The sequence below is a fragment of the Halopseudomonas maritima genome (genome assembly GCF_021545785.1).
GTDB classification, from domain to species: Bacteria; Pseudomonadota; Gammaproteobacteria; order Pseudomonadales; family Pseudomonadaceae; genus Halopseudomonas; species Halopseudomonas maritima.
The window spans coordinates 1,806,087-1,831,689 of record NZ_CP079801.1; the positions used below are offsets into that span (position 1 = coordinate 1,806,087).

At 62.5% G+C, this 25,603-nt stretch carries 27 protein-coding genes; 13 read left to right on the forward strand and 14 right to left on the reverse strand.

Annotated elements, in window-relative coordinates; translation table 11 throughout:
* Positions 1-11 precede the first annotated feature (11 nt).
* The 9 genes from HV822_RS08270 to xdhA all read right to left on the reverse strand — a co-directional run bounded on the left by HV822_RS08270 (position 12) and on the right by xdhA (position 9,545).
* Positions 12-650: an HD domain-containing protein gene (locus HV822_RS08270; RefSeq protein ID WP_238873388.1), complete on the reverse strand. Its 639-nt coding sequence runs from the start codon at positions 648-650 to the stop codon at positions 12-14.
* A gap of 24 nt (positions 651-674) precedes the next feature.
* The gene (locus HV822_RS08275) at positions 675-1,322 is read right to left on the reverse strand and encodes a glycine-rich domain-containing protein (protein ID WP_238873389.1); all 648 of its coding nucleotides are present in this window, start codon (positions 1,320-1,322) and stop codon (positions 675-677) included.
* 117 nt (positions 1,323-1,439) lie between these two features.
* On the reverse strand, positions 1,440-2,675 hold the full coding sequence (locus HV822_RS08280) for a urate hydroxylase PuuD (RefSeq protein ID WP_238873390.1): 1,236 nt from the start codon (positions 2,673-2,675) through the stop codon (positions 1,440-1,442).
* Positions 2,656-4,017, reverse strand: a complete 1,362-nt coding sequence (guaD, locus tag HV822_RS08285; RefSeq protein WP_238873391.1) for a guanine deaminase — start codon at positions 4,015-4,017, stop codon at positions 2,656-2,658. The genes HV822_RS08280 and guaD overlap by 20 nt, the downstream gene beginning before the upstream one ends.
* Before the next feature lies 1 nt (position 4,018).
* Complete coding sequence (uraH, locus tag HV822_RS08290) at positions 4,019-4,360, reverse strand: hydroxyisourate hydrolase (RefSeq protein WP_238873392.1); 342 nt, start codon at positions 4,358-4,360, stop codon at positions 4,019-4,021.
* On the reverse strand, positions 4,357-4,857 hold the full coding sequence (gene uraD, locus HV822_RS08295; protein WP_238873393.1) for a 2-oxo-4-hydroxy-4-carboxy-5-ureidoimidazoline decarboxylase: 501 nt from the start codon (positions 4,855-4,857) through the stop codon (positions 4,357-4,359). Before uraD ends, uraH begins: the two co-directional genes overlap by 4 nt.
* Positions 4,854-5,732, reverse strand: coding sequence for a xanthine dehydrogenase accessory protein XdhC (gene xdhC / locus HV822_RS08300; protein WP_238873394.1), 879 nt, complete (start codon positions 5,730-5,732; stop codon positions 4,854-4,856). Before xdhC ends, uraD begins: the two co-directional genes overlap by 4 nt.
* Positions 5,732-8,086, reverse strand: a complete 2,355-nt coding sequence (gene xdhB / locus HV822_RS08305; protein ID WP_238873395.1) for a xanthine dehydrogenase molybdopterin binding subunit — start codon at positions 8,084-8,086, stop codon at positions 5,732-5,734. The genes xdhC and xdhB overlap by 1 nt, the downstream gene beginning before the upstream one ends.
* The gene (gene xdhA / locus HV822_RS08310; RefSeq protein WP_396265111.1) at positions 8,079-9,545 is read right to left on the reverse strand and encodes a xanthine dehydrogenase small subunit; all 1,467 of its coding nucleotides are present in this window, start codon (positions 9,543-9,545) and stop codon (positions 8,079-8,081) included. Before xdhA ends, xdhB begins: the two co-directional genes overlap by 8 nt.
* A 260-nt stretch (positions 9,546-9,805) precedes the next feature.
* On the opposite strand from xdhA, the gene HV822_RS08315 reads away from it, so the two are divergent.
* The 11 genes from HV822_RS08315 to HV822_RS08365 all read left to right on the forward strand — a co-directional run bounded on the left by HV822_RS08315 (position 9,806) and on the right by HV822_RS08365 (position 20,198).
* Complete coding sequence (locus HV822_RS08315; RefSeq protein WP_238873396.1) at positions 9,806-11,350, forward strand: ABC transporter ATP-binding protein; 1,545 nt, start codon at positions 9,806-9,808, stop codon at positions 11,348-11,350.
* On the forward strand, positions 11,337-12,419 hold the full coding sequence (locus HV822_RS08320) for an ABC transporter permease (protein ID WP_238873397.1): 1,083 nt from the start codon (positions 11,337-11,339) through the stop codon (positions 12,417-12,419). Before HV822_RS08315 ends, HV822_RS08320 begins: the two co-directional genes overlap by 14 nt.
* A 1-nt stretch (position 12,420) precedes the next feature.
* On the forward strand, positions 12,421-13,347 hold the full coding sequence (locus tag HV822_RS08325) for an ABC transporter permease (protein ID WP_238873398.1): 927 nt from the start codon (positions 12,421-12,423) through the stop codon (positions 13,345-13,347).
* A 57-nt stretch (positions 13,348-13,404) separates the two neighbouring features.
* On the forward strand, positions 13,405-14,160 hold the full coding sequence (locus HV822_RS08330; RefSeq protein ID WP_238873399.1) for a hypothetical protein: 756 nt from the start codon (positions 13,405-13,407) through the stop codon (positions 14,158-14,160).
* 58 nt (positions 14,161-14,218) lie between these two features.
* Positions 14,219-14,893 carry a TetR/AcrR family transcriptional regulator gene (locus tag HV822_RS08335; RefSeq protein WP_238873400.1) on the forward strand — a complete coding sequence of 225 codons (675 nt, stop codon included), beginning with the start codon at positions 14,219-14,221 and terminating at the stop codon, positions 14,891-14,893.
* A gap of 195 nt (positions 14,894-15,088) precedes the next feature.
* Positions 15,089-16,435 carry an amidohydrolase family protein gene (locus HV822_RS08340; protein ID WP_238873401.1) on the forward strand — a complete coding sequence of 449 codons (1,347 nt, stop codon included), beginning with the start codon at positions 15,089-15,091 and terminating at the stop codon, positions 16,433-16,435.
* A gap of 32 nt (positions 16,436-16,467) precedes the next feature.
* A complete protein-coding gene (locus tag HV822_RS08345; protein ID WP_238873402.1) occupies positions 16,468-17,415 on the forward strand; it encodes an isopenicillin N synthase family dioxygenase in 948 nt (315 codons plus the stop codon).
* Positions 17,416-17,513: 98 nt separating this feature from the next.
* A complete protein-coding gene (locus tag HV822_RS08350) occupies positions 17,514-17,720 on the forward strand; it encodes a ParD-like family protein (protein WP_238873403.1) in 207 nt (68 codons plus the stop codon).
* Entirely contained in the window at positions 17,713-18,492 is a 780-nt protein-coding gene (gene map / locus HV822_RS08355) for a type I methionyl aminopeptidase (RefSeq protein ID WP_238873404.1), read from the forward strand. The genes HV822_RS08350 and map overlap by 8 nt, the downstream gene beginning before the upstream one ends.
* A gap of 163 nt (positions 18,493-18,655) precedes the next feature.
* Positions 18,656-19,438, forward strand: coding sequence for an SDR family oxidoreductase (locus HV822_RS08360; RefSeq protein ID WP_238873405.1), 783 nt, complete (start codon positions 18,656-18,658; stop codon positions 19,436-19,438).
* 88 nt (positions 19,439-19,526) lie between these two features.
* Positions 19,527-20,198, forward strand: a complete 672-nt coding sequence (locus tag HV822_RS08365) for a cytochrome b/b6 domain-containing protein (protein ID WP_238873406.1) — start codon at positions 19,527-19,529, stop codon at positions 20,196-20,198.
* Between the two features lie 22 nt (positions 20,199-20,220).
* Here the strand turns inward: HV822_RS08365 and HV822_RS08370 are convergent, their stop codons facing one another.
* Together HV822_RS08370 and HV822_RS08375 are read right to left on the reverse strand one after the other, a co-directional pair.
* Complete coding sequence (locus HV822_RS08370; RefSeq protein ID WP_238873407.1) at positions 20,221-21,210, reverse strand: ABC transporter substrate-binding protein; 990 nt, start codon at positions 21,208-21,210, stop codon at positions 20,221-20,223.
* Positions 21,211-21,235: 25 nt separating this feature from the next.
* Positions 21,236-22,159 (reverse strand): isopenicillin N synthase family dioxygenase, encoded by a 924-nt coding sequence (locus HV822_RS08375; protein ID WP_238873408.1) that lies wholly within the window; start codon positions 22,157-22,159, stop codon positions 21,236-21,238.
* 339 nt (positions 22,160-22,498) lie between these two features.
* Between HV822_RS08375 and HV822_RS08380 the strand changes: the two genes are divergently transcribed.
* Entirely contained in the window at positions 22,499-23,866 is a 1,368-nt protein-coding gene (locus HV822_RS08380) for an 8-oxoguanine deaminase (RefSeq protein WP_238873409.1), read from the forward strand.
* Between the two features lie 173 nt (positions 23,867-24,039).
* Here HV822_RS08380 and HV822_RS08385 read toward each other — a convergent pair whose 3' ends face one another.
* Positions 24,040-24,369 (reverse strand): winged helix-turn-helix transcriptional regulator, encoded by a 330-nt coding sequence (locus HV822_RS08385; protein ID WP_238873410.1) that lies wholly within the window; start codon positions 24,367-24,369, stop codon positions 24,040-24,042.
* Positions 24,370-24,496: 127 nt separating this feature from the next.
* Between HV822_RS08385 and HV822_RS08390 the strand changes: the two genes are divergently transcribed.
* Complete coding sequence (locus HV822_RS08390; protein WP_238873411.1) at positions 24,497-24,733, forward strand: thioredoxin family protein; 237 nt, start codon at positions 24,497-24,499, stop codon at positions 24,731-24,733.
* Between the two features lie 191 nt (positions 24,734-24,924).
* Here the strand turns inward: HV822_RS08390 and HV822_RS08395 are convergent, their stop codons facing one another.
* Positions 24,925-25,278, reverse strand: coding sequence for a DUF1428 domain-containing protein (locus HV822_RS08395; protein ID WP_238873412.1), 354 nt, complete (start codon positions 25,276-25,278; stop codon positions 24,925-24,927).
* A gap of 43 nt (positions 25,279-25,321) precedes the next feature.
* Positions 25,322-25,561, reverse strand: a complete 240-nt coding sequence (locus HV822_RS08400; protein WP_238873413.1) for an ATP-binding protein — start codon at positions 25,559-25,561, stop codon at positions 25,322-25,324.
* Positions 25,562-25,603: the final 42 nt, after the last annotated feature.

Consider the following 25,603-nt stretch of genomic DNA (forward strand, 5'->3'; position numbering starts at 1 on the left):
GGTGTGTTGTCTCAGGCGCCACCTTCAAGGTCGGTAATGGCTCTGCTCAGGTTGGCTCGGGCCTGTTGCTCCATCTGCGGCCCAAAGCAGCCGGAGGTGTAAATACTCGGCCGCTGCAGAAAACCACGCAGCACCTCGACGCGCTTGCGACGATACAGCGGCAACGGCACCAACCGATACTCCTGCCGAACCGCCTGCTCGAAAATGTCGTACACCGCCGGCGGCGTACCCAGTATCGACAGATCAATATCCACCAGCACCGCTTCATCACTGGTCTGCGCGGGCGCGTTGTGCTCGGTTGCCATGATCAAACGATGAACCCGAGCCACCGCCTGCTCATCCACTCCCTGCTCAGTCAGGAACGCTGCCGCCCAGTCTGCGCTGTCCTGCTCGTTGCTGCTGGAGAACGGCTGGTAGATTGCATCGTGAAACCAGAGGGCGATTTCGACCTCTCTGGGGCGCTGTACGCTGGCAAAGCAGTCATCCAGATGCCGCAGGCACGCCGCCACATGCTCTGCGGTGTGATAGTGCCGCCCCTTTTGCGCATAGGCTTGCATCAGAGCAGTGCAGGTGTCCTGGTTTGGGCCGAGGCTCCAGGCTGCCATCAGCTGTGCCCAACGCTCTGCGTTCATGGCCGATTGCTGCGCCATCATGTCTCCTTGGCTGTTCGCCAGTCAGTCCCCGCCACCGCCACAGCCGCCACAGCCGTCGGAGGAATCACCGCCGCAGCCGCCGCTGCAACCCGAGCCGCAACCAATGTGGCCGGCACAATAGTCATCACCCGGCGTCCGCCTGCAGTCAAGCGCGTAGCGAAAGCCATCGGGGATGTTCAGTTCGGCGTCGATGGCAAACAACAGCGGTAGCCGGTGCGCAGCACGCGGCATGATGCCCTCGCGCTTGCACGACAAGCGCCAGGCCGTCTTGATACCGGTCTGGGCGCTGGTTGGAGAGCGCATGGCTTCGGCCGGGGTGTGATGCAGAAAGCGGCCCAACGCCTTGCTGCAGAAATACTCGTACTTGCGGGTAAAGAGGATGAACTCGTGCCAGGCCACATCCACCGCCTGCGACGGCATCGACACCATACGCCGCCCCGCCGTGTTGCACAGGTGGAAGTACTCGCGCAGCCCCTGCATGACTCGCGTTACCTCAGCGTCGCTCAGATGCGGATAGGTTTTACCGACTTTCGCCGCAATCGACTCAGGGAAACGATAGGTGTCGATCAATCGTTCGCGACGGGCACGACGAGCCTTGCCATAGGCTCTGTACAGCGCAAACAGCGCAATCGCCGCCAATACCAGGAGAATGAGATTATCAACACGCATGCAATGGTCCGTCCTTGTCCACAAAGTGAACGCAGCATAACCGATGCACGCGGCCTGTACTTGCTCTGACTATGCGTAGGCGGAGCAGGCCAACGCCCGCTCCGCCTTGCATCTCACTCAGCGATTCTCCTGCAGCCAGCGTCCCAGCAGGCTGCGTTCTTCATCGCTCATGCCGCTCATGTTGCCCAGCGGCATGTAGTGCGTCGCTACCGCCGCCTGATAGACCTTGTCACCGTGCTGCTTGAGGTGCTCCAGGCTGTCCAGAATGATGCCGGCAGGCGGTGCCTGGAAGGCCGGGCTGGTTGGCCTGGCGGCGTGGCAGGCCTGGCAGTGGGTAGCCAGCAGCTGGCTGATCTCGGCACCTGTTACCGGACTCGCTGCCGCGCTGTCACCATCGGTTTGCGCGGTGCCGGGGCTGTGGGTTGCCACGGTAGAGGGTGCACTTGGCGCCATGGCCCAGATCAGGGCGACAGTCGCCAGTGCGCTGACAACCAGAATCGAGGGTTTGAACTGGCCCTGGTTACGCAGGTTGAAGAAGTGCCGCGCGTAGGCGGTGATAGCGCCAATGGCCGCCAGCGCCAGCCAGCCGTGGGCATGGGCGTAGAACATCGGGTAGTGGTTGCTGATCATGATGAACAGCACCGGCAGCGTGAGGTAGTTGTTGTGGCGCGAGCGCAGCATGGCGCGCTGGGCCAGCATCACCACCTCTTCACCCGGCTTCTCGCCACGGGCCACCGCATTCACCAATGCACGCTGGGCCGGCACGATACCGAGGAACACGTTACCCACCATGATGGTGCCAATGACCGCACCGACGTGAATGTACGCGCCACGACCGGCAAATACCTGATACAGGCCAAAGGCAACCGCGACCAGAATCAGATACAGCACCGCGCCAAAGGCCATGCCGTTACGCGCCAGCGGGCTGCGAATCAGCGCCTCATACACGGCGACGACCGCGACCAGGGTGCCCACGCCAATGGCGACGGCGCCAGCGCCACTGAGCGCCACCTTGCTCGGGTCGATCAGGTAGCCGGGGTTGCCCATGTAATACACCACGGCCAGCAGCGCCAGGCCGCTGAGCAGGGTGCTGTAGGCTTCCCACTTGAACCAGTGCAGGTCGGTCGGCATCTGCTCGGGGCCAACTTCGTACTTGGCCACCTCATAGAAGCCACCGCCGTGGATCGCCCAAAGGTCGCCCTTGATGCCCTTTTGCTTCTTCCACGCTGGCGGCTCGCGCAGGTTGTTGTCCAGCCAGACGAAGTAGAACGAGGCGCCGATCCAGGCCACCCCGGCAATCACGTGAAACCAGCGGATGATCAGGCTAAGCCACTCAGACAGGTAGACCAGCATGGGCTGCTCCTTGTACGGCGTCGCGGTCGTAACGGCATTGGCCGGCGATGTAGGTGCGACGAATGCTGCGGTCGTCGCCGAGGATCATCAGGTCGAACAGGATGCCCGACAGATCGCGCTCGGCGCTGTGCTTGAGTTGCTGAATCGGGCTGGCGGCGCGGTCGAGGATCAAAAAGTCCGCCATCTTGCCGGGTGCCAGGTTGCCGGTCTCAGCCTCCTGATGCAGCACCTTGGCGTTGCCGAGGGTCGCCATGTAGAACGCCTGGAAAGGGTTCAGGCTCTGGCCGCGTAGCTGGCAGACCTTGTAGGCCTCGGCCATGGTGACCAGCATCGACAGGCTGGTGCCGCCGCCCACATCCGACGCCAGACCGACCTCAACATCCGCCGTCCGGGCGCTGGCCAGATCGAACAGGCCGCTGCCGAGGAAGGTGTTGGAGGTCGGGCAGAAGGCGATGCGGGTGCCGGTTTCGGCCAGCCGGGCGCGGTCGGCGTCGTCGATATGAATGCCGTGCGCCAGCACACTGCGCGGGCCAAGCAGGCCGAAGTGGTCGTAGACATCGAGATAACTTGAGCGCTCCGGGAACAGCTCGGCAATCCAGGCGATCTCGGCCTTGTTCTCGGCCCAGTGGGTCTGCATCAACAGGCCGTCGGCCTCGGTCATCAGCTTGCCGGCGTAGGTCAGCTGCTCTGGGGTCGAGGTGGCGGCAAAACGCGGGGTGACGGCGTAGCGCTGGCGCCCGGTGCCGTGCCAGCGGGCGATCAGCTCGCGGCTTTCTTCATAGCTCGCCTCGGCGGTGTCGCGCACGCCGTCCGGGGCGTTGCAGTCCATCATCACCCGGCCGGTGGTGATCGCCATGTTGTAGTCGTGCGCAGCGCTGAACAGCGCCTCACTGGCAACCTGGTGCGAGGTGCTGAACACCAGCGCCGAGGTGGTGCCGTGCGCCAACAGCAAGTCGAGGAAGACCTTGGACTGCTTGGCCGACCAGTCGGCATCGGCAAAGCGTGATTCGCTCGGGAAGGTGTAGGTTTCCAGCCACTCCAGCAGCTGGGTGCCGTAACTCGCCATCACCGCCAATTGCGGCATATGTACGTGGGTGTCGATCATGCCGGGCATGATCAGGCCTTCCGGTGAATGCTCAACCGGCGTGCCCGCCGGCAGGGTCGGCAACAGCTCGGCGGCGTCACCAACCGCCTGCACCCGGCCATCGGCAACCACCAGCAAGCCGTCGGTGAAGTAGCTGTAACTGGCCGGATCGGGCGTGCCCAGCCCCGGTTCGGATAAAAAGTGCAGCAATGGGCCGCGGAAGGCCGACAGGCCGACGGCATCAGAGTTGGTCGTCATCCTAGCTCCCCCGGTAGGTTGAGTAGCCCCACTGGTTCAACAGCAGCGGCACATGGTAATGGGCCTGCACGTCGTCCAGGCGGAAGGCGATGGTGACGGCCGGATAAAAGCAGCGCAGCCCCTGCGCGGCGTAATAGCCGTCGGTGTCGAAGGTCAGGCGATACACACCGGCGACCGCTTCGCTGCCGAAGCCGTTCAGCACGCGGCCATCGGCGTCGGTCTCGGCACTGGCCAGGGTGACCCAGCTGTCGCCCTGTTGCTGCTCAAGGACAATGCGTACACCGGCAGCGGGTTTGCCGCTGCCGAGATCGAGAATATGGGTAGTAATCGGGCTCTTGCTCATAGCAGCTTGTCCAGACGAATGTGAGTGATCTTGGCTTGTTCTTCGGCGGCGATGCGCAGTTCCTGCTCGCGGCTGTTGGGCAGCCGCTGCTCCAGCAGCTCGAGCATGTCTTCGGCGCTCTTGCCGGTGGCGCAGACAATAAAGATAAAGCCGAACTTGTCGAAGTAGGCGTCGTTGCCGTCTTTCAGGCGCCGCAGTATCTCATCAGGCGCCACGCGCGCGCCGGCCTGCTCGCCGCTGGCCAGCGCTTCGGTACTGGCGTACTTGGCTTTCAGGCTCTTGATGTCACCGATCTTGGGGTGCGCCTCAAAGGCCACTAGCCAGTCAGCTTCGTGCAGGTTGGGCCAGAGCGCGCGGGCGGTGCCGTGCAGCGCCTCGGCGCTTTGATAGGGGCGGGCGGCGACCATCGGGCGCGCCCAGGCATCGGCAGCGCAGCAGTCACGAAAGACCGCCAGCGCCTGGTCTTCAGGCAGGGTGTTCAGGTGTTCCAGAGTCATTTTGTCTCCACCGGCTGTTGCGGTGTCTCAAGGGTGTTGTCCTGTTTCATCAAGTCACGCAGCTGCGGCCAGCTCACGCCGCGTCGCCGTTCGCGCGGCGCCGCTGGCCTACCGAGGGCCAGTAGCTCGGCGCTGATCGATACCGCGACCTCCATCGGCCGCTTGCCGGGTACATCACTGCGCCCAACCGGGCAGCGAATGCGGGCGATCTGCTCGTCGCTGTAGCCCCGGTGATTGAGTCGCTGACGAAAGCGATCGGCCTTGGTCTGCGAGCCAATCAGGCCCACCGAGGCAGCGTCATCGGCGTCCAGCAGGGCGCGGCACAGATCGTAATCAAGCTGATGGTTGTGGGTCAGAATCAGCACATGGCGGCCACGGCACAGGGCCGGAGCGTCGCCCACCGGGTCATCGCTGTGCAGCGTGCGGATGTTGGCCGCCAGATCGCTCGGAAACACCTCGGCGCGCGAGTCGACCAGCGTCACCTGCCAGGGCAACTGCCCCATGATGGTCATCAGCGCCTGGGCCACATGGCCGGCACCAAAGACCACCAGCTGTGCATCGCTGCCGGGCTGGCCTTCGAGCAGCACAGACACACTGCCGCCGCAGCACTGACCCAGCGAGGCGCCCAGCGGAAAGTGCTCCAGCACCGTCTCGAAGCGACCGGCCGCCAGCTGCTCACGGGCGCGGGCGGTGACCAGATATTCCAGATGGCCGCCGCCAATGGTGTCCCAGGTGTGTTCACCTGTGATGACCATCTTGCTCGACGGCTCACGCGGCACCGAGCCGGCCACCCCGACCACCGTGACCAGCACATAGGGCTCGCCGCGCTGTTCGCAGTCGGCGACCGCCTCAAACCAGCGCAGTTGCTTGTTCATTACACGGCCTCCTGCTCGGCCAACGCCCACTGGCGGGCAGCGGTCACCGCCGCGAGCATGCGCTCGGGGGTGGCCGGGGTATCCAGCGGCGGGCTGTAGCGGTAATCGGTCAGGCTGGCTACCGCGTCACGCAGGGCACTCCAGACCGCAATGCCGAGCATCAGTGGCGGCTCGCCCACGGCCTTGGAACGGAACACCGTGGCTTCCCTGTTCGGGCTATTGGCCAGCAGAGCGACGCGCAAGTCCGGCGGCGTATCCGACACTGCCGGAATCTTGTAGGTGGCAGGCCCGGTGGTCAGCAGGCGACCCTGATCGCTGTAGACCAGCTCCTCGGTGGTCAGCCAGCCCATGCCCTGCACAAAGCCGCCCTCGATCTGGCCGATGTCGATCTCCGGGTTCAGCGACTGCCCGGCGTCGTGCAGGATATCCGTGCGCAGTACGCGGTATTCGCCGGTCAGGGTATCCAGCACCACCTCGGAGCAGGCCGCGCCGTTGGCGTAATACAGGAACGGGTGGCCCTGCCCCTTGGCGTGGTCGTAGTAGATATTGGGCGTGGCGTAAAAGCCTGAGGAGGACAGGGCGATGCGGTTCATGTAGGCCTTCTGGATAAAGTCGGCCCAGTCCAGACGAATGTCGCCCGCCACCAGCTGGTTGTTCTCAAAACGCACCGCGCTCTGCTCACAGCCATACTCGGCGGCAGCAAAGGCAATCAGCCTGGCCTTGATCTTCTCGCAGGCATCCAGCGCCGCCATGCCGTTCAGGTCCGAGCCGGAGGAGGCGGCGGTTGGCGAGGTGTTGGGCACCTTGTCGGTACGGGTCGCGGTGACTTTCACCTTGTCCACGTCGATCTGGAAGGCCGCAGCCACCACCTGCGCAATCTTGATGTACAGGCCCTGACCCATCTCGGTGCCGCCGTGGTTCACCTGCAGGCTGCCGTCGGTGTAGATCAGCACCAGCGCGCCAGCCTGGTTGAGGTGCTTGGCGGTGAAGGAAATACCAAACTTCACCGGCGTCAGCGCCAACCCGCGCTTGAGTACCGGGCTCTGCTGGTTGAAGGTACTGATCTCGGCGCGCCGCGCCTGATAGTCAGAGCTGGTTTCCAGCTGGCTGATCAGCTCGGGCAGCACATGATGGGTAATGGTCTGGCCGTAATGGGTGGTGTCGCGGCCTTCGCGGTAGAGGTTGCGCTTGCGCACCTCCAGCGGGTCCAGCTGCAGGTGGCGGGCAATGTCGTCCACCGCCTGCTCGATCACCATCATGCCCTGCGGGCCGCCAAAGCCGCGGAAGGCCGTGTTGGACACCGTGTGGGTCTTGCAGCAATGGCCGGTGACCCGCGCCTGATCCAGATAGTAGGCGTTGTCGGAGTGGAACATGGCCCGCTCGACAATGGCATTGGACAGGTCCGGCGAATAGCCGCAGCGCCCAGCCACCATGATCTCGGCGCCCTGAATCACACCCTGCTCGTCAAAGCCGATGTCGTAGGTGTTGAGAAAGTCGTGGCGCTTGCCGGTCTGCACCATGTCATCGGGGCGCGACAGGCGGTACTTCACCGGTCGCCCGGTGGCGTTGGCCAGCAGCGCAGCCACGCAGGCCACCGGCGCGGCCTGGGTTTCCTTGCCGCCAAAGCCGCCACCCATGCGCCGCACCTCGGTAGTCACCGCATGAATAGGTACACCCAGCACCTCGGCCACCAGCTTCTGGACCTCGGAGGGGTGCTGGCTGGAGGTATGCACAAACATGCCGCCGTCTTCCTGCGGCAACGCCACACAGGCCTGACCTTCCAGGTAGAAGTGCTCCTGTCCGCCGACATTGATTTCGCCCTTGAGGCGATGCGGCGCGCCGGCCAGTGCCGCGTCCGGGTCACCACGCTGCTGGGTGTGGCTGGGGCGGACAAAAAACTGCTTTTCCAGCGCCTCGCGGGTGTCCAGCACCGCGTGCAGGGGTTCGTACTCGACCTTGGCCAGCTTGGCCGCCTTGCGCGCCGCCGTATGGCTGGTGGCCGCCACAGCAAACAGCGGCTGGCCGATATGCTCGACCAGCTCGCCAGCCAGTACCGGGTCGCCCGGGAAGACCGGGCCGATGTCGGTGTGGCCCGGCACGTCATCCACGGTCAGCACCGCGACCACGCCGGGGTAGGCGCGCACGGCGGACAGGTCCATGCTCAGCACGCGCGCGTGGGCCTGCTCACTGTGGCCCACCGCCGCGTGCAGAATGCCTTCAGGCTCGGGCAGGTCATCGATGTAGCGGGCGGTGCCGGTCACGTGCAGCCAGGCGCTGTCGTGCAGCGTGCTCTGACCAGCCACACCCAACGGCTGGCCGCTCTGGCGGGAAATGTCGCGGGGCAGTTTACGCATAGTCGGTCACCGTCAATGCAGAGGTGCCGGCAGCGCCAGCACGGAATTCATGGAGGGCACGCAGCAGCAGGTTGCCGGCCACCGTAGTGCGGTAGCTGGCCGAGGCGCGCACATCAGACAGCGGGCTAAAGTCCGCTGCCAGCGCCGTCTGCGCGGCGGCCACGGCGGTTTCATCAAAGCGCGCACCGCGCAGCGCCGCTTCGGCGCCGGTGGCGCGCTTGGGGATGCCGGCCATGCCGCCAAAGGCCAGGCGGCAATCGCTGACGGTGTCGCCGTCAAACTGCAGCCAGAACGCACCCAGCACCGCCGAGATGTCGTCATCCAGTCGCTTGGAGATCTTGTAGATAAACAGCCGCTGGTTATCTTGCGGACGCGGCACCTGCACGGCGCGAATAAATTCGCCCGGCGCCAGCCGAGTTTTCTTGTAGTCGACAAAGAAGTCTTCCAGCGCCAGCCAACGCTCGCCATCGGCGCCGTCGAGCTGAATCTGTGCACCCAGGGCAATCAGCGGCGGCGGCATGTCACCAATGGGCGAAGCGTTACCGATATTCCCGCCCAGGGTGCCACGGTTACGCACCTGCAGTGAGCCAAGGCGCTCCAGCATGCCGGCAAAGGCTGGCCAGTCGGCACACAGAGTGGGGCCAAATTCGCGGTAAGTGGCAGCCGACCCGATGGTCAGGTTTTGCTCATCACTGTTCAGTGCATGCAGCTCGGCAATCTGCTCGACCGAAATCAGCTGCGGCAGCGTCTTCAACTGCTGGGTGATTTCCAGTGCCAGATCAGTGCTGCCAGCCACCAGTCGGGCCGCCGGATTGGCCGCCAGCAGACGGCGCAACTCACTCAGCTCAACCGGTGCGTCAAAGCGCTTGCCCTCGTCATCTTGCAGGCTGGCGGCCCGGGCGCGGGTGTCAGTAAAGGCCTGCGCCGGCGCCGGCTCAAACAGCGCGGCACCATCCCAGTGCTGCACCGCGTCCACCAGGGTGCGGCGGCCGGCTTCGAGAATCGGCCGATAACCGGTACAGCGGCACAGGTTGCCGGCTAGCGCCTCCATCAGCTGGTGCTCACTGGCGTTGCCTTCAGTGCCCACAACCTGCTGGTGCAAGCCCACCATAGACATGATGAAGCCCGGGGTGCAAAAGCCGCACTGCGAGCCGCTGCACTCGACCATGGCCTGCTGCACCGGGTGGGCGTTGTCAGCCGACAGGGCGTCCACGGTAATCAGGTGCTTGCCATGCATCGAGCCGATCAGGCTGATGCAACTGTTGATTGCCGTATAATGCGCGCCCGCGTCGTCGGCAGGGCTACCCAGCAGTACGGTACAGGCTCCGCAGTCACCGGACGCGCATCCCTCCTTGGTGCCACTAAGCCGCTTTTTGGTGCGCAGCCAGTCAAGGATGCTCATGTTTGGGTCAGCACGGTCAAGTTTTTCCGGCTGGCCATTTAGATAGAACTCAATCACGGTCGTCTCCGCTCTATGCACGGTTTGGCCCATTCAGGCGGGTTCAGGCGTGGCGCCACAGCAGCGGCGCACACAGAGGCTACGGGTAGATTTGCAAAAACTTGACCAACTAGTCTGAAAAAATTGATTTTCGGGTTTTTTAGAGTTTTGGCAAGCAAATTGCTCTGACAGAAAATGTTGATTGATTGGTCAGTTATTAATAGGGCGTCGCCCGGCCTGTCATCTATAAGCGCCGGTACAACACCCATAGAGGAAACTGAATGGCAACCGCACAACGCCTGAAGCTGGAAAACATCGTCAAGGAGTACCCTGGATGCCGGGCGAATGACGGTGTGCAGCTCACAGTCAACGCAGGCGAAATCCATGCCTTGCTCGGCGAAAATGGCGCCGGCAAGAGCACCCTGATGAAAGTTATCTACGGCGTCATCCAGCCCGACGCCGGCAGCATTACCTGGAACGGCCACCCGCTGACCCTGCAGGGCCCGGCCCACGCCCGTGAACTGGGCATCGGCATGGTGTTCCAGCATTTTTCACTGTTTGAAACCCTGACAGTAGCCGAGAACATCGCGCTTAGCCTGCCCGCTGATCAGGCCCGTGACCGCCGCAAGCTCGAAGCGCGCATCCGCGAGGTGTCTGAACACTACGGCATGGCGCTGGACCCGCGCCGCTACGTCAACAGCCTGTCGATTGGTGAGCGCCAGCGGGTGGAGATTGTGCGCTGCCTGATTCAGGACAGCTCGCTGCTGATCCTCGACGAGCCCACCTCGGTACTGACCCCGCAGGAGGTCGAAACCCTGTTCCGCACCCTGCGCCAGCTCTCGCAGGAAGGCTGCAGCATTCTGTTCATCAGCCACAAGCTGCAGGAAGTTCGTGACCTTTGCCACCGCGCCACGGTGCTGCGCCAGGGCCGCGTGACCGGCGAGTGCAATCCGGGCGAGGTAAGCACCGACGACATCGCGCGCATGATGGTCGGCAACGAAACGCCGCTGTCGACGCAGGTAGAACCGCGCGAGCCGGGCGAGGTGCTGCTGGATGTGCGTGAACTGAATTACCGCACCAGCGACCCCTTTGGCACCAGCCTGCAAGCACTGAGCATGAGCCTGCGCGCCGGCGAGATCGTCGGCATTGCCGGCGTAGCCGGCAACGGGCAGGACGAGCTGCTGCGCGCGTTGTCGGGCGAGGCGCTGGTCAGCAACGACAGCATCAAGCTCGGCGGCAGGGCCATCGGTCAGGCCAAACCGGGGGTACGTCGCCGCCTGGGCGTGGCAGTGGTGCCGGAAGAGCGCCTGGGTCGTGGCGCCGTGCCGTCCATGTCGCTGGTCGACAACAGCCTGCTGACCGCCTACGGCGAAGGCATGGTGAACAAGGGCTGGGTGGCGCTGAACAAGGTCCGCGACTACGCCAGCCGTATCGTCGATGCCTTTGGTGTACGCACCGCCAGCATCGACAGCCACGCTACCAGCCTGTCCGGCGGCAACCTGCAGAAATTCATCATCGGCCGTGAGGCCATGCAGCAACCCAAGCTGCTGGTCGCCTCGCACCCGACCTGGGGCGTTGACGTCGGCTCGGCAGTGGCCATCCACGAGGCACTGGTGCGGCTGCGTGACGAGGGCGCTGCGGTACTGCTGATCTCCGAGGATCTGGACGAACTGTTCCAGCTCTGTGGCCGCATGGGCGCGATCTGCGCCGGCCGGCTGTCGCCGCTGGTCAACACCAGTGACCTGACCATTGAACAACTCGGCCAGTGGATGGCCGGTGATTTCCCCAGCGCTGCACCTTCGGAGGTTTCCCATGCTGTCGCTTGAGCGTCGCGCCGTCGACTCCCGCGCCATGCAGTGGGCTTCCCCGCTGCTGGCGCTGATCCTCACCATCATTACCGGTATGGGCATCTTTCTGGCCCTGGGCAAGGACCCGGTCGAAGGTCTGACCTTCTTCTTCCTGACTCCGTTGAGCGATAAACACGGCTGGGCCGAGCTGGGCCTGAAAATGGCGCCGCTGCTGCTGTGCGCCGCCGGCCTGACCATCTGCTACCGCGCCAAGCTGTGGAACATCGGCGCTGAGGGCCACTTCCTGATGGGCGCCCTGTGGGCCAGCGCAGCTGCCCTGCAGTTCAGCGACCAGAGCGGCCCCTGGGTGCTGCCGCTGGTGCTGATCGCTGGCATGGTTGCCGGGGCCGCCTGGGCCCTGCTGGCCGGGGTGTTGAAGACGCAGTTCCACTGCAACGAAATTCTCACCACCATCATGCTCAACTACATCGCCCTGAACCTGCTGCTGTACGCGGTTCACGGCCCGCTGAAAGACCCGTACGGCTTCGGCTTTCCGCAGTCCGAGATGTTTGCCGCCGCAGCCCTGCTGCCCAAGCTGATCCCGGACACCCGCCTGCATATCGGCCTGCTGTTCGGCCTGCTGGCAGCGGTGGCGGTGGGCGTGCTGTTCGCCCGCACCTTTATCGGCTTTCAGCTCAAGGTACTCGGTCAGGACGAGCGCGCTGCGGCCTTCGCCGGCTTCCCGGCCAAGCGTCTGACCCTGCTGGCGTTCATTCTCGCCGGTGGTCTGGCCGGTCTGGCCGGTGCCAGTGAGGTGACCGGTCCGCTCGGTCAACTGGTGCCGCAGGTGTCGCCCGGTTACGGCTACACCGCGATCATCGTGGTCTTCCTCGGTCGCATGCAGGCGGTCGGCATTGTGCTGGCGGCGGCGCTGCTGGCGCTGACCTTTATGGGCGGCGAGATGCTGCAGATTGCCATGGCGCTGCCCAAGGCCATCACCGGGCTGTTCCAGGGGCTGCTGCTGTTCTACCTGCTGACCTGTGACGCCTTTATTCACTACCGCATTCGCATTCGTCGGGCCCCCAAGGCCGTAGCAGGGGAGGCCTGAAATGGACGCCGTACTGATTACCAACGTACTCGCCGCGACCGTGGTCGCCGGCACCCCGCTGTTGCTGGTCGCCCTGGGTGAACTGGTGTGCGAACGCTCCGGCGTTCTCAACCTCGGTCAGGAAGGCATGATGCTGATGGGCGCGGTGATCGGCTTTATCGCCGCCACCGCCACCGGCAGCCTGGCGATGGGCGTACTCGCTGCCATGCTGGGCGGCGTACTGATGGCCATGCTATTCGCGCTGATGGCCATCACCCTGGCGGCCAACCAGTATGCCGCCGGCCTGGCGCTGACCATCTTCGGCATCGGCCTGAGCTCCTTCGTGGGCAGCGGCTTTGTCGGCCAGTCGATCGACGGCTTCGACAAGATCGCCATTCCGCTGCTGTCGGATATCCCGGTCATCGGCCAGGTGCTGTTCAACCAGGACCTGCTGGTCTACGCATCCTTGCTGATCTTTGTACTGGTGTTCTGCTTTCTCAAGTACAGTCGCGGCGGCCTGATTCTGCGCGCCGTCGGCGAGTCACCGGAAGCGGCCAATGCCAACGGCCTGCGGGTACTGCCGGTGCGCTACATGGCGGTGGCCTTTGGCGGCGCCATGGCTGGCCTGGCGGGCGCCTACCTGTCGCTGGCCTACACCCCCATGTGGACCGAGAACATGACTGCCGGGCGCGGCTGGATCGCCCTGGCCCTGGTGGTATTCGCCACCTGGAAACCCGAGCGCGTGCTGCTCGGCGCCTACCTGTTTGGCGCCGCCAGCATCTTGCACCTGGTGCTGCAGGGACTCGGCTGGAACAGCTCGACCGAGCTGCTGGCCATGCTGCCCTATGTCGTCACCATCATTGTCCTGGTGCTGTTGTCGTGGAACCCCGCGCGGACCCGCCTCAACACACCCCTATCAATCGGCCAACCCTATAGGCCGAGCAAATAACTTGAGCACCCACTATGCCAATCAAAACTAAATCACTTATTCCAGGAAGCATCGAATATGAGCACACTGCAAAAAACCCTGATCGCCGCGTGCGTCGCAGGCGCCTTTGTCCCGGCTGCACAGGCTGAGAAGTATTTCTCCGACTCCAGCATTTCGATTCTGTACAGCGACGACTATCAGGCCTTTGGCAAGACCAAGACCACGCAAACATTCTTCACCTTCGAGAACGCGACCGGCCATGACTGGGGCAGCACCTTCTTCTTCGTTGACCGCAACCAGGGTCACGGCAAGGACAAGGACACTGACGATCTGTATGGTGAATTCGCGCCTAACCTGAGCCTGAGCTGGCTGACCGGCAGCAAGCTGGGCGGCGACGGCCTGATCAAGGACTTTACCCTGTCCGGTCAGTACGAGTTTGGCGGCGGCACCAACGTGAACAACTACATGGTCGGTCCGGGCATCGACTGGAACATCCCGGGCTTCCAGTACGTCGGCACCCGCTTCTATCGCGTATGGAACAGCGAAACCGATGACGACTATCAGGCCACTGTCGTCTGGGGCATGCCGATGGAATTCGGCAAGACACGCATCCTGTTCGACGGTTACATTGACTGGTCCACCGCCGAAGACGACCACAAGTCCGACTTCCACTTCAACCCGCAGCTGAAGCTGGATCTGGGTAACTACCGTGGCAGCCCGGGCGTACTCTACGCAGGTATCGAGTACTCCTACTGGAACAACAAGTACGGTCTGAATGATGATGTGATGGACACCGAAAGCGCCGTCAGCGCCCTGGTGAAATTCCACTTCTGACAACACCCCGTGGGGCCAGCCAGCCTGGCCCCGCACTGGAACAAGGCGACGGATGACCATGACCAGCAAGAGCAAGCCACGGAGTTACAAACCCGGACGCATTCGCGAGCGCAACCACGAGATCATTCTGGCCGCAGCGGAACAGGAATTTGCCTTGCACGGCTATCGCGGTGCCACCATCCAGAACATTGCCGAACGGGCTGAACTGCCCAAATCGAACGTGCTGTACTACTTCAGCAACAAGAAGAAGATCTACGCAGCCATGTTCGACGATATTCTCTCGCGCTGGAACGCCGTGTTCTCCAGCGTGACCGTCGACGACGACCCCGCCGAGGCATTGGCCAGCTTCATTCGCGCCAAGGTCGAGATGTCCCGTCTGTACCCGCTGGCCTCCCGGCTGTTTGCCATGGAGATCATGCAGGGTGCGCCCTTCTTGATGACCCACCTGCGCACCAACATGCGCGAATGGGTACGCGGCCGCGCCGCCGTCATGCAGCAGTGGATCGACCAGGGCCGTATGGCACCGGTAGACCCGGTGCAGCTGATTTTCCTGATCTGGTCCTCAACCCAGCACTACGCCGACTTTCAGGTGCAGGTGCTGATGGTCGAGAACAAGGCCGAGTACGAACAGAAAGACTTTGACCACGCCGCCAACTTCCTCACCGAGGTGATCCTGCGTGGCTGTGGTCTGGCCGTACCCAAGACAACCACGCCGAGCATGGGCTCGGCCTAGTGAAATACCTGAACAGTCTCCGTCCGGTGGCGCTGAGCCTTGGTGCGGAGGATAATGCCAACCCGTTTTAATGTGTTCCGCTCGGACAGCCTCCGAGGAAGACATCAGCCACGCTGACCGCTTCCGTGCCCGCCGTGCCGTCACAGTGTCCTGAACCGACGCTGCGTCAGTTCAGTCAACTGCCAGGAGTAGCCAGTGAGCCAGTTCGCGCTGCACGATGCAGCCATCTTTACCGTTGACCCACACAACCGCGTCATCCCGCGCGGCACCCTGATCGTCGAGGACGGGCGCATCAGCGCCGTCGGCCCGAGCGACGAGGTGATCATCCCGCCCGGCATGCCGGTCATCGACGCCAGCGGCCACGCGCTGCTGCCCGGCCTGATCGACGCCCACTCCCATTCCAGCCTGATGCGCGGCGTGACCGAAAACATGCAGCTGATGGAATGGCTGCCCTGGTATCAGCTCGAACACCGCGCCCTGACCGAAGAGTACGCCTACCACTCGGCGCGCCTGTGCTATCTCGAAGCACTGAAGAGCGGCACCACCTGCGTGATGGACATGTACCGCTTTATGGCGCGCTGCGCCGATGCCGCCGGCGAGATCGGCCTGCGGGTGAATCTGGCGCCCTACGTGGCCGACGCGCCCGGCAAGGACTTCTTCGCTACCCGCGCCGAAAACCGCGCACTCATCCACAGCCACCACGGCAGCCAGAACGGTCGTATTCAGGTCTGGATGGGGCTGGAACACCTGTTCTACTGCACCCCCGATGCCTACCGCGAAGCGCTGGAGTGCCAGGCCGAATACGGCGTGGGCATTCACACCCACGCCAGCGAACAAAAGGAAGAAGACGACGCCGTCAAAGCCGAGTTTGGCCGCCGCTCCATCGCCCAGCTCGATCACTACGGCATCCTCGGTGAGCGCACCTTACTGGCCCACTGCGTCTGGCTGACCGACGACGAAATCAAGCGCGTGGCCGACACCGGCACCAGCATCGCCCACTGCCCGATCAGCAACGCCAAGCTCGCCAGCGGCGTGGCCCGCGTGCCGGACATGCTCGCCGCCGGTATCACCGTCGGCCTGGGTACTGACGGCCCGGTGTGCAACAACAGCCTCAGCCTGTTTGAGGAAATGAAATTCGCCTCGCTGATCCAGAAGGCCACGCGGCTGGACGCCACCGTGCTGCCGGCTGACCAGATCCTGCGCATGGCCACCATCAACGGTGCCCGCGCCCTAGGCTTGGGTGATCGTATCGGCTCACTGGAGGTCGGCAAGCAGGCCGACCTGCTGCTGCTCGATCTGGCGCAACCCAACCTGACGCCGACCGAGATCAATGCAGCGGGCGGCAATTTGCTGTGGAATCTGGTCTTCGCCGCCGACGCCCGCAACGTCGCCGCGGTCTGGGTTGATGGTCAGCAGCTGATCGACAACGGCCGCGCCACCCGAGTAAACGAACAACAGGTACTCAGCGAAGCTCAACAGCAAGGGCTGGCGCTGTTTCAGCAGTGCCGCGATATCGCGCACCTGCGTACTTCCATGGTTTAAACGACTGCAACCACGCAGTCAGGAGTCATCACATGCAATCACTGCCCCTTATCTCCGTCGCTGGCCTGAACAGCGAAGACCCGGCCGTCCGCGCCGAAACCGCCCGCCAACTGGGCGTTGCCTGCCGTGACATCGGCTTCTTCTACGCCGTTGATCACGGCATCCCGGAAGGCGTCATGGCCGGCGCATTCGCCAACGCCAAGCGGGTGTTCGAGCTGCCGCTGGAAACCAAGCAGGACATGTCGATCAAGAAGTCGCCGCACAACCGCGGCTATGTCGCCATGGCCGACGAAAAGCTCAACCCGCAAGCCGGCGCCGACATGAAGGAAGCCTTCAACATCGGCACCGACTTCCCGGCCGACCACCCGGACGTACTGGCCGGCAAGCCCTTCCGTGGGGTCAACTTCTGGCCGCCGCTCGACGGCTGGCGTGACGCCATGCTCGGTTACTTCGACGGCTGTCTGAATCTCGGCCGCCTGATCCACAAGGGCTTTGCCATCGACCTGGGCCTGCCGGAGAATTTCTTCGACGCGCACCTGGACAGCCCCATCGCCACCCTGCGCATGCTGCGCTATCCGGCCAGCGCCGGTCAGATCGACCGCGAAGACGGCGGCGCCGGTGCCCACACCGACTACGGCAACGTCACCCTGCTGGCCACCGACAAGGTTGCCGGCCTGCAAGTGCTGACCCGTCAGGGCCAATGGATCGACGCACCGCATGTAGAAGGCGCCTTTGTCTGCAACATCGGCGACTGTCTGATGCGCTGGAGCAACGACACCTACGTTTCCACCCCGCACCGCGTGCGCCCGCCGGAGCAGGAACGCTACTCCATCGCCTTCTTCCTGGAAGTAAACCCCGACTCCATCGTCGACCCGCGCGACGTCATCCCGGGCGAGGCCCCCAAGTACCAGCCAATTACCTGTGCCGAGTACCTGGCAGGCCGCCTGAACGCCACGTACGAGCACCGGGCAAAACCGTAAGAGCACGGCTGGGCACAAACTTGAGCTGCACTGCGGCGCGTTGCCCGGGCAATATGATGTATATATTATCCATATACATTTCATATAGAGGCGCCGTTATGGGGATCGTCAAGATCAACGATGAGCTGCACGAGGACGTGCGCAAGGCCAGCGCCGTGATGGTGCGCTCGATCAATGCGCAGGCCGAATACTGGATGAAGGTCGGCATGCTGGCCGAGGCCAACCCGACCCTGTCGTTTATCGACATCATGCGTGAACAGCTGCGGCACGCGGACGTAGACCCAAGGCAGGTTGCCAATGTCTGACGTGCGCCTGAAAACACCGCAGGAGCTGGCCTTGATGCGCCAGTCCGGCAAGCTGCTGGCCGAGGTCTTTGCCTACCTTGACCAGCACATCAGGGCCGGGCTGTCGACCATGCAGGTCAACGATCTGACCGAGCGCTACATTGTCGATCAGCTGGCAGCGCGCCCGGCCAGCAAGGGGCAGTACGGCTTCAAGTACGTGCTCAACAGCTCGGTCAACCATGTGGTCTGCCACGGGGTGCCGTCGGAAACGCAGATTCTCAAGGCGGGCGATATCGTCAATATCGACATCACCCTGGAAAAGGGCGGTTTCATCGCCGATTCAAGCAAGATGTATCTGATTGGCGAGGTGACGCCGGAGGCGCAACTGCTGGTCGACCGGACCTATGAGGCCATGTGGGAGGGCATCAGGGTGGTCAAGCCGGGCGCGACTCTGGGTGACGTTGGCTACGCCATCCAGCGCCACGCCGAGCGCAACGGTTACAGCGTGGTGCGCGAGTTCTGTGGGCATGGCATTGGCCGCGAGATGCACGAAGCGCCAGAGGTTCTGCACGTTGGCAGCCGGGGCAAGGGGTTGGTGCTGCGCGAAGGCATGACCTTTACCATCGAGCCGATGATCAATCAGGGCAAGGCCCGGGTTAAAACCAAGAAGGACGGCTGGACAGTGGTGACCTGTGACAAGCAGCTGTCGGCCCAGTGGGAGCACACCATTGCCGTGACCGCCGACGGGTATGAGGTACTTACCCTGCGAGCAGAGGAGCGCGAGACTCAGTAGCGGCCTTGAGGCAACCAGCGCGGGTTGTCATACCTTGGCGACAGCTCGCCCGCCCCATCACCCCACTGATTGCCCCTCAATCAATGCTGCTGCCGCTTGGCTCCCAAGGCCGTCTGCCGGTGCTAACGTCGAGGCATCCACAACACCAACAAGAGGACGGGACATGGCACAGGCAGCGGGACGGCAGTCGATTTTTATTACTGGCGCGGCATCAGGCATGGGGCGGGAAACGGCGCGGCTGTTTCATCAGAAGGGCTGGTTTGTTGGTGCCTTTGACCTGAACCTGACCGGACTGCAAGCGCTGCAGGCGGAGCTGGGCGCAGACAATTGCGTGATCCAGACGCTGGATGTCAGCGACAAGGCGCAGTTTGAGGCTGCCGTAGCAACCTTCGGCGCGGCAACCGACGGGCGTATGGATATCCTGTTCAACAACGCCGGCATTGTGATGCGCGGCTTCTTCGACGAACTGCCGTTTGAAGATCAGCTGAACATCATCAACGTCAACGTGATCGGCGTGCTCAACGGCACCCACTGCGCGCTGCCGCTGCTCAAGGCCACGCCCAACGCGCTGTGCTTCAACACCTCATCGTCCTCAGCCACTATGGGCATGCCGCTGATCGCGGTGTATTCGGCCAGCAAACACGCGGTAAAAGGCCTGACCGAGGCGCTGTCCAACGAGTTCCGCCGCTACGACATCCGCTGCGCTGACGCGCTGCCGGGGCTGATCAAGACGGGTATGCCGAGCGAAGAGCTGATGGCTGCCGCACCGGATAAAGGCCCGTTCCGCCTGATTGAAGCGGTCGAAATCGCCAAGGTGGTGTGGGCCAGCTACCACTCAGACCAACTGCACTGGTACATCCCCGAAGACCTGGCCGAGCTGGACAAGGCGGCCGGCAACAACCCGGAGCTGCTGCGCGATAAGCTGGGCCGGCATATGGAAGTCTGAGCGCGTATCGCCTCCTGTCAGAGGCTTGCGGGGGCTCTGGCCGGGGGTTAGCCTTGCAGGCCCTGTTGTCTGATCGAGAGCCTGTCTGATGAAAACCCTGGTCTGGGATCTGCCCCTGCGTCTGTTCCACTGGCTGCTGGCCCTGAGCGTCAGCGGCGCGCTGGTGACCATCAGCCTGGGCGATGGCTGGATGCTATGGCACGAGCGCTTTGGCCTGGCGGTGATCGGCCTGCTGGCGTTTCGGCTGGTCTGGGGTGTGGCGGGCAGCACCCACGCGCGCTTTGCCAGTTTCTTTCCAACGCCAGCGCGCATCAGAGCCTACCTGAACGGACAGTGGCAGCGGCCGGGGCATAATCCGCTGGGCGCCGCTTCGGTGTTTGCGCTGCTGGGGTTGCTGGCGTTTCAGGCCGTTACCGGGCTGTTCAGTGGTGACGACGTGGCGTTTTTCGGGCCGTTGAGCCAACTGGTGTCTTTTGACACCGGCAGCCTGCTGAGCGGCTGGCACCGCTCGACCGAAGAGCTGATCTACGCCCTATTGGCGCTGCATGTGCTGGCGATCATCGTCTACCGCGCGCGCGGCAAAAAGCTGCTGGAATCGATGTTTCACGGCCAGGCCGAGGTGCCCGCCAGCCAGGCTGAGCCGCTACGCGGCGGCGGCTGGCGGGCGCTGGTGATGGCCTTGCTGGTTGCCGGCGCGGCCATCTGGCTGGCCAGCGGCAGCTGGATTCCCGCCCCGACCCCGACCGTGCCGGGCTGGTAGCCCGGCCAGCCGCTACGGGCGTTTACTCTGCGCCGTACAGATCCTGGACGAAGCTCAGGTCAAAGGCCTTTTGCCAGTCCAGGTCAGCAGGCAGGGTGCCGGCCGCCACCATGTCGTCATAGAAGCCTTTCCAGCGTGCGCTGGTCATGATGCCGTATTGGCCAGCAGCCGCATCGCCCGACAGCAGAATGCCCTCTTCCTGCATCTTGGCGGTGCTGTAGGCCAGCAGCTCGTCGGCCATTTCCGGGTTGGCCTGCTTGATCAGCTCATTGGCCGGCGCCGGGTCGGCAAAGTAGGCGGCCCAGCCCTCAGCCGTTGCCTCGACCATGGCCTTCACCACGTCCGGATGCTTCTCCAGCATCTCGGCGGTGGTATCCAGCGTGGCGGAGTAGGCATTCCAGCCGTAGTCGGCCAGCAATAGACTCTTGGCTGCCACGTTTTCTTTAGCCAGGAAGTAACCGTCGTTGGTCACGTAACCTTGCTGAATGGCCTGCTTGTCGGCGATGAAGGGGCCAAAGCTGTAGTCGTAGGGGCGCAGCTGCTCATCGGCAAAGCCGTAGTGCGCCTTCATCCAGGGCCAGTAGGCGACGCGACCGGCAGTGGGGATGCGAATGCCCTTGCCTTTGAGGTCTTCCAGGCTGTCGTTGCCTGCGCCCTCGTGTACCACCAGCGACTGCGGGTCTTTCTGGAACCAGGCCGCCACGGTCACCAGCGGGATATCCTGCTTTACGGCATTCAGCGATTGCAGCGCGTAACCCATGCTGAAATCGGTTTTGCCACCCACCAACAGCTGCACGTTATTGACCTGCGGACCGCCCATCTCGATGGTCACATCCAGGCCGTGCTGTTCATAAATGCCGGCAGCCTTGGCGGCGTACAGCCCGCCGTGCTCGGCCTGTGCGTACCAGGTGGTGGTGACACTAACCGGCGTCAGCTCTGCGGCCTGGGCAGAGGCAGCGCTAAAGCCCAATGCCAGCGCCAGGCCGGTCAGTTTCAGAGAAGTGAATTGCATGGGTAAAACTCCTTGGGGGGTAAACTCAGTAAGTGGCCTTGAGGCGTTGCAGCAGGTGCTCGCCTGCGGAAATCGGAGGGTAGCGCGCGGGGTTATCGACGCTGGCGCAGGTGTCGATGCAGGCGATCTCGGCATCATGGTTTGGATACCCAAAGAAGGCGATGGCGTAGCGATCGCGCTGCTGCGCCTGCGGCGGCACATTGACCCGGTGCGGGGTAGAGCAGAACACATGGTTGGTCCAGCGCTGCATCAGGTCGCCGGTGTTGACCACCACGGTGCCCGGAATCGGCGTGGCGGCCAGCCACTCGCCTGCGCGGGTGCGCACCTCCAGCCCGCCGGCGTCGTCCTGAAACAGCAGGGTGATGCTGCCGTAGTCCGTGTGCGCACCGGCGCGGGTCTCGCCGCCCTGGGGCGCAAAGCCGGCCGGCAACGCCGGGTAGTGCAGCAGCCGCAGGGTATGGTGATGACGGTTGTGGGCTTTGACAAAAAAGTCGTCAGGCTGATCGAGCGCCACGGCAAAGGCCTCCAGCACCCGATCGGCGGTAGCGATACATTCGGCCAGAAAGCCTTCCATCTGTGGCCTGAAGGCGGGCAGGGCAGCGGGCCACAGGTTGCGCGGGCCATCCTTGCTGTCCGGCGCCAGGTTGAACGCTTCTTTCAAGTCGCCGGGCTTGCCGGGGTCCAGCCGTTCGCGGCGCACGCCAACGTAGCCACGGTTACTCTCGGCGTTTTGCCAGGCGATGGCCTGCTTGTCGTCGTCGGACAATGCAAAGAGCGCCTTGGAGGCCGCAAAGGCCTGTGCCAGCTGGTCCGCGGGCATGCAGCAGCCAGACAGGTAGAAAAAGCCCCAGTCGCTGCTGGCCTGACGCATCTGCCGCGCCACCTCGGCGCGGGCGGCCGCGTCGCCGTTGATGAAGGGCGAAAAGTCGATTACCGGTATTGAGTCCATTGTTATCAGTGTCTCCTGATGCGGGTACATGCACCGCCGCCAAGCGGCGGTGGGTTTATGCAACCTGCGGTTTAGTCCTCGAACCCGTGTTCAGGACGACACGACTCATAACCTGACCAAGTAAGCAGGAATTGAAAAGCAAGGGCTGTGCCAAAGGCTCTGGCACGCGCTTGAGTGCGCAATTGCGCGCCATCCTCGCCGGTGAATGCACTGATGCTGTGCTGAAATAGCGGCTATGGCACCCAATCTGCGCGGCATTGCAGCGGCCCCACAATTGCATGTCGCGCGCTGAGAGATTTTCTGTCCTGCTGGTCAACATAACGAATATCGAGGAATGTCATGTCACCCACCTTGCTGCTCAAGAACGCGCTGGTCATCGCCACCCTGGATGACCAACAACGCGAAATTGCCAACGGTTCCGTGTTTATTCGCGGCAACCGCGTGGAAGCGGTCGGCCCCGCCAGCGAGCTGCCAGACAGCGCCGACAGCGTCATCGACATGACCGGCCATGTGCTGATCCCGGGCCTGATCAACACCCACCACCACATGTTCCAGTCACTCACACGCGCCCTGCCCGCCGCCCAGGACGCCGAGTTGTTCGACTGGCTGACCGCGCTGTTCCCCGTCTGGCAGAACATCACCCCGGCGATGCAACGCGCCGCCACCCGCACCGCGATGGCCGAACTCATGCTCTCGGGCTGCACCACCGCCGCCGATCACGCCTACCTCTACGTCAACGGCACCCGGCTGGACGACAGCGTGCAGGCCGCGCAGGAAATGGGCATGCGCTTTCACGCCGTGCGTGGCGCCATGAGTCTGGGCCAAAGCCAGGGTGGGCTGCCGCCGGATGCCCTGGTGGAGCAAGATGAACAGGCCATCCTCAAGGAAATGCAGCGCGTGGTAGAAGCGCTGCACGACGCCACGCCCGATGGCATGATCAAGGTCGCCCTCGGCCCCTGTTCACCCTTTACCGTGACTACCGACCTGATGCGCGAAGGCGCCGCGCTGGCGCGCTCTTACGGTGTTGGCCTGCACACCCATACCGCCGAAAACGCCAAGGACCTTGCCTTCAGCAAGGAGCGCTACGGCATGACCCCGACCGAATACACCGAGTCGGTCGGCTGGGTAGGCCGCGACGTCTGGCACGCCCATTGTGTGCATCTGGATGACCCGGGCATCGCCCTGTTCGCCCGCACCGGCACCGGCGTCGCCCATTGTCCCTGCTCCAATATGCGCCTGGCGTCGGGCATCGCGCCGATCCGCAAGATGCGCGACGCCGGTGTGAAGGTCGGCCTGGGCGTGGACGGCAGCGCCTCCAACGACACCAACAACCTGCTCGATGAAGCCCGTCAGGCCATGCTCTCGGCCCGCGTGCGCGATGAAAACCCGACCGCCATGAGCGCCCGCGAAGCGCTCTACATCGCCACCCGCGGCGGCGCAGAAGTGCTCGGCCGCAGCGACGTGCTGGGCCGTATCCAGCCCGGTTACTGCGCCGACATCATCGCCTTCCGCACCGACGACATCGCCCTGGCCGGCGCCCTCATCGACCCCATCGCCGCCCTCGTCTTCTGCACCCCGCAACGCGTCGCCCACAGCATCATCAATGGCCGTCAGGTGATTGAAGACGGCGTGCTGCTGACGCGGGAGTTACCGTTGATTATTGAGGAGCACAATGCACTGGCAAGGGAGCTGGTACTGGGGAAATAAGTGCCGCGCAGTGGATCGCGCCAGCGCGGGGATGACCGGAGTGGCGAGCGGCGGCGGTGCTGATTGCGCCAATGCTCTACGTCGGGTTGGCATGGCGGCGGGCGATTCCTGACGGCCTTTCGCCCTGACGACGAGCTACTGTGCAGCGTATTACCAGCCAAGCACAGCGCGTGTTAGGCGTTTTTTATTTCCATATCTAACGCCTTAACCTGCTCAATAATGGAGATTAACTTTTTGCCGTTTTCTGTGAGAGAGTATTCTGTTCTTGGAGGCACTTCGGCATAAGCATGCTTTTGCAGCAAGCCATAGTCGGTTAATTTGCGCAGCCTCTCCGAAAGAACTTTTTTTGAAATGCCGTCTATATGGCGCTCCAGCTTTCCGGGGCGCGTAATGTTATCTGCGACCGCTTTCAAAACGGCTACCGACCATTTGCAACCGATAACTTCTTCAAGCTGACGGTAAGCCGATGGCGTTGTGCGCGACGTATTTTTTATATTCTTCATTTTCAAGATCTTACACCAATATGTTCCTAGGGAACCAAAAAGTGCCTGCTTTCGGGCTGCTGAAAAAGCACCTAGCATGATTGTGTAATAGCTGCACACACCAAAATCGATGCAGGAGAAAACGATTATGAAAGCGAAAGCAGTTTTTTACCATGCAGGCTGCCCCGTGTGCGTTGCTGCAGAACAACATGTAGCCAATGCACTGGATCCTTCAAGATATGATGTGGAAATTGTGCATCTCGGCGAAGCCAGGTCTCGCGTAGAAGAGGCTGAAGCGGCGGGTGTCAAATCCGTGCCAGCGCTGGTATTGGATGGCGCTGCCTTTCATATCAATTTTGGTGCTGACATCAGTGCGCTAAAATAGCCGGGGCGTAACCAAGGTGCTTAAACCTGGGCATTTTCCTTGCAGAGAATGCCCATTTTCATCGCCTGCCGCCAGCCGGTGGGTCATTGTTTATAACGTGGAGCGTTGGGGTAAAGAGCGTAGCCGCCCCAACGCGCAGCGGAAGACACAATGCCCTTTGATGGCCTGGTTATGTGGCTTATATATACCCGCTACACTTCTGAGATGATGTTGAACCCACCGTATATAATGCGCTTACCATCAAAGGGCATGGGGTTGGTTTCCGAGTTCATCCTTGGATCTTCCATAGATGACTGCCACCCCGCATCTCTTACGTCTTTGGATGGCCATACAATCCAAGAAAAGGCTACAACTTCGCCCTCTTTCTTTTGCACGGCAATAGGAAATGACGTTATTTCCCCATCAGGCACGTCATCTCCCCATGTATCTACAACCTGTAATGCACCGTTCTCCTTGAAAACCTGAGCCATAGTTTTGGCGTGCTCAATATACTTGTCTTTGTTTGCTTCAGGAACTGCAGCTACAAAACCATCAACATACGACATAGCAAAACCTCACTTGTTTTTCATATTAGAGGGTAGACGCCTACTACGTATAACGCCCTGGCTCTAGACGCGCCGTAGCGCCAGTGCAGGTGCGTCCGACACCAGCTAGATTTAAATATTCGACATAGTCATTTAGTGATGAAGTCTTATTTGGATAAAGTGACGCAAACCATTCATCTTCTGGAAGCAATACCGCATTGCTTTTCTGTGCGACCTCACTAGCTTCGGCAAACTTCCCTGCACCCATTTTTCCGCAAAAGAATGTTAGTGCTCCTTTGTTCATCGTTGCGATCTATTTTGATGCATGACGCCCGCATTTGCGGCT

Coding starts and splice junctions, on each gene's coding strand:
- HV822_RS08270 (WP_238873388.1), bottom strand. CDS start 650: ATGGCGCAGCAATCGGCCATGAACGCAGAGCGTTGGGCACAGCTGATG.
- HV822_RS08275 (WP_238873389.1), bottom strand. CDS start 1,322: ATGCGTGTTGATAATCTCATTCTCCTGGTATTGGCGGCGATTGCGCTG.
- HV822_RS08280 (WP_238873390.1), bottom strand. CDS start 2,675: ATGCTGGTCTACCTGTCTGAGTGGCTTAGCCTGATCATCCGCTGGTTT.
- guaD (WP_238873391.1), bottom strand. CDS start 4,017: ATGACGACCAACTCTGATGCCGTCGGCCTGTCGGCCTTCCGCGGCCCA.
- uraH (WP_238873392.1), bottom strand. CDS start 4,360: ATGAGCAAGAGCCCGATTACTACCCATATTCTCGATCTCGGCAGCGGC.
- uraD (WP_238873393.1), bottom strand. CDS start 4,857: ATGACTCTGGAACACCTGAACACCCTGCCTGAAGACCAGGCGCTGGCG.
- xdhC (WP_238873394.1), bottom strand. CDS start 5,732: ATGAACAAGCAACTGCGCTGGTTTGAGGCGGTCGCCGACTGCGAACAG.
- xdhB (WP_238873395.1), bottom strand. CDS start 8,086: ATGCGTAAACTGCCCCGCGACATTTCCCGCCAGAGCGGCCAGCCGTTG.
- HV822_RS08315 (WP_238873396.1), top strand. CDS start 9,806: ATGGCAACCGCACAACGCCTGAAGCTGGAAAACATCGTCAAGGAGTAC.
- HV822_RS08320 (WP_238873397.1), top strand. CDS start 11,337: ATGCTGTCGCTTGAGCGTCGCGCCGTCGACTCCCGCGCCATGCAGTGG.
- HV822_RS08325 (WP_238873398.1), top strand. CDS start 12,421: ATGGACGCCGTACTGATTACCAACGTACTCGCCGCGACCGTGGTCGCC.
- HV822_RS08330 (WP_238873399.1), top strand. CDS start 13,405: ATGAGCACACTGCAAAAAACCCTGATCGCCGCGTGCGTCGCAGGCGCC.
- HV822_RS08335 (WP_238873400.1), top strand. CDS start 14,219: ATGACCAGCAAGAGCAAGCCACGGAGTTACAAACCCGGACGCATTCGC.
- HV822_RS08345 (WP_238873402.1), top strand. CDS start 16,468: ATGCAATCACTGCCCCTTATCTCCGTCGCTGGCCTGAACAGCGAAGAC.
- HV822_RS08350 (WP_238873403.1), top strand. CDS start 17,514: ATGGGGATCGTCAAGATCAACGATGAGCTGCACGAGGACGTGCGCAAG.
- map (WP_238873404.1), top strand. CDS start 17,713: ATGTCTGACGTGCGCCTGAAAACACCGCAGGAGCTGGCCTTGATGCGC.
- HV822_RS08360 (WP_238873405.1), top strand. CDS start 18,656: ATGGCACAGGCAGCGGGACGGCAGTCGATTTTTATTACTGGCGCGGCA.
- HV822_RS08365 (WP_238873406.1), top strand. CDS start 19,527: ATGAAAACCCTGGTCTGGGATCTGCCCCTGCGTCTGTTCCACTGGCTG.
- HV822_RS08370 (WP_238873407.1), bottom strand. CDS start 21,210: ATGCAATTCACTTCTCTGAAACTGACCGGCCTGGCGCTGGCATTGGGC.
- HV822_RS08375 (WP_238873408.1), bottom strand. CDS start 22,159: ATGGACTCAATACCGGTAATCGACTTTTCGCCCTTCATCAACGGCGAC.
- HV822_RS08380 (WP_238873409.1), top strand. CDS start 22,499: ATGTCACCCACCTTGCTGCTCAAGAACGCGCTGGTCATCGCCACCCTG.
- HV822_RS08385 (WP_238873410.1), bottom strand. CDS start 24,369: ATGAAGAATATAAAAAATACGTCGCGCACAACGCCATCGGCTTACCGT.
- HV822_RS08390 (WP_238873411.1), top strand. CDS start 24,497: ATGAAAGCGAAAGCAGTTTTTTACCATGCAGGCTGCCCCGTGTGCGTT.
- HV822_RS08395 (WP_238873412.1), bottom strand. CDS start 25,278: ATGTCGTATGTTGATGGTTTTGTAGCTGCAGTTCCTGAAGCAAACAAA.
- HV822_RS08400 (WP_238873413.1), bottom strand. CDS start 25,561: ATGAACAAAGGAGCACTAACATTCTTTTGCGGAAAAATGGGTGCAGGG.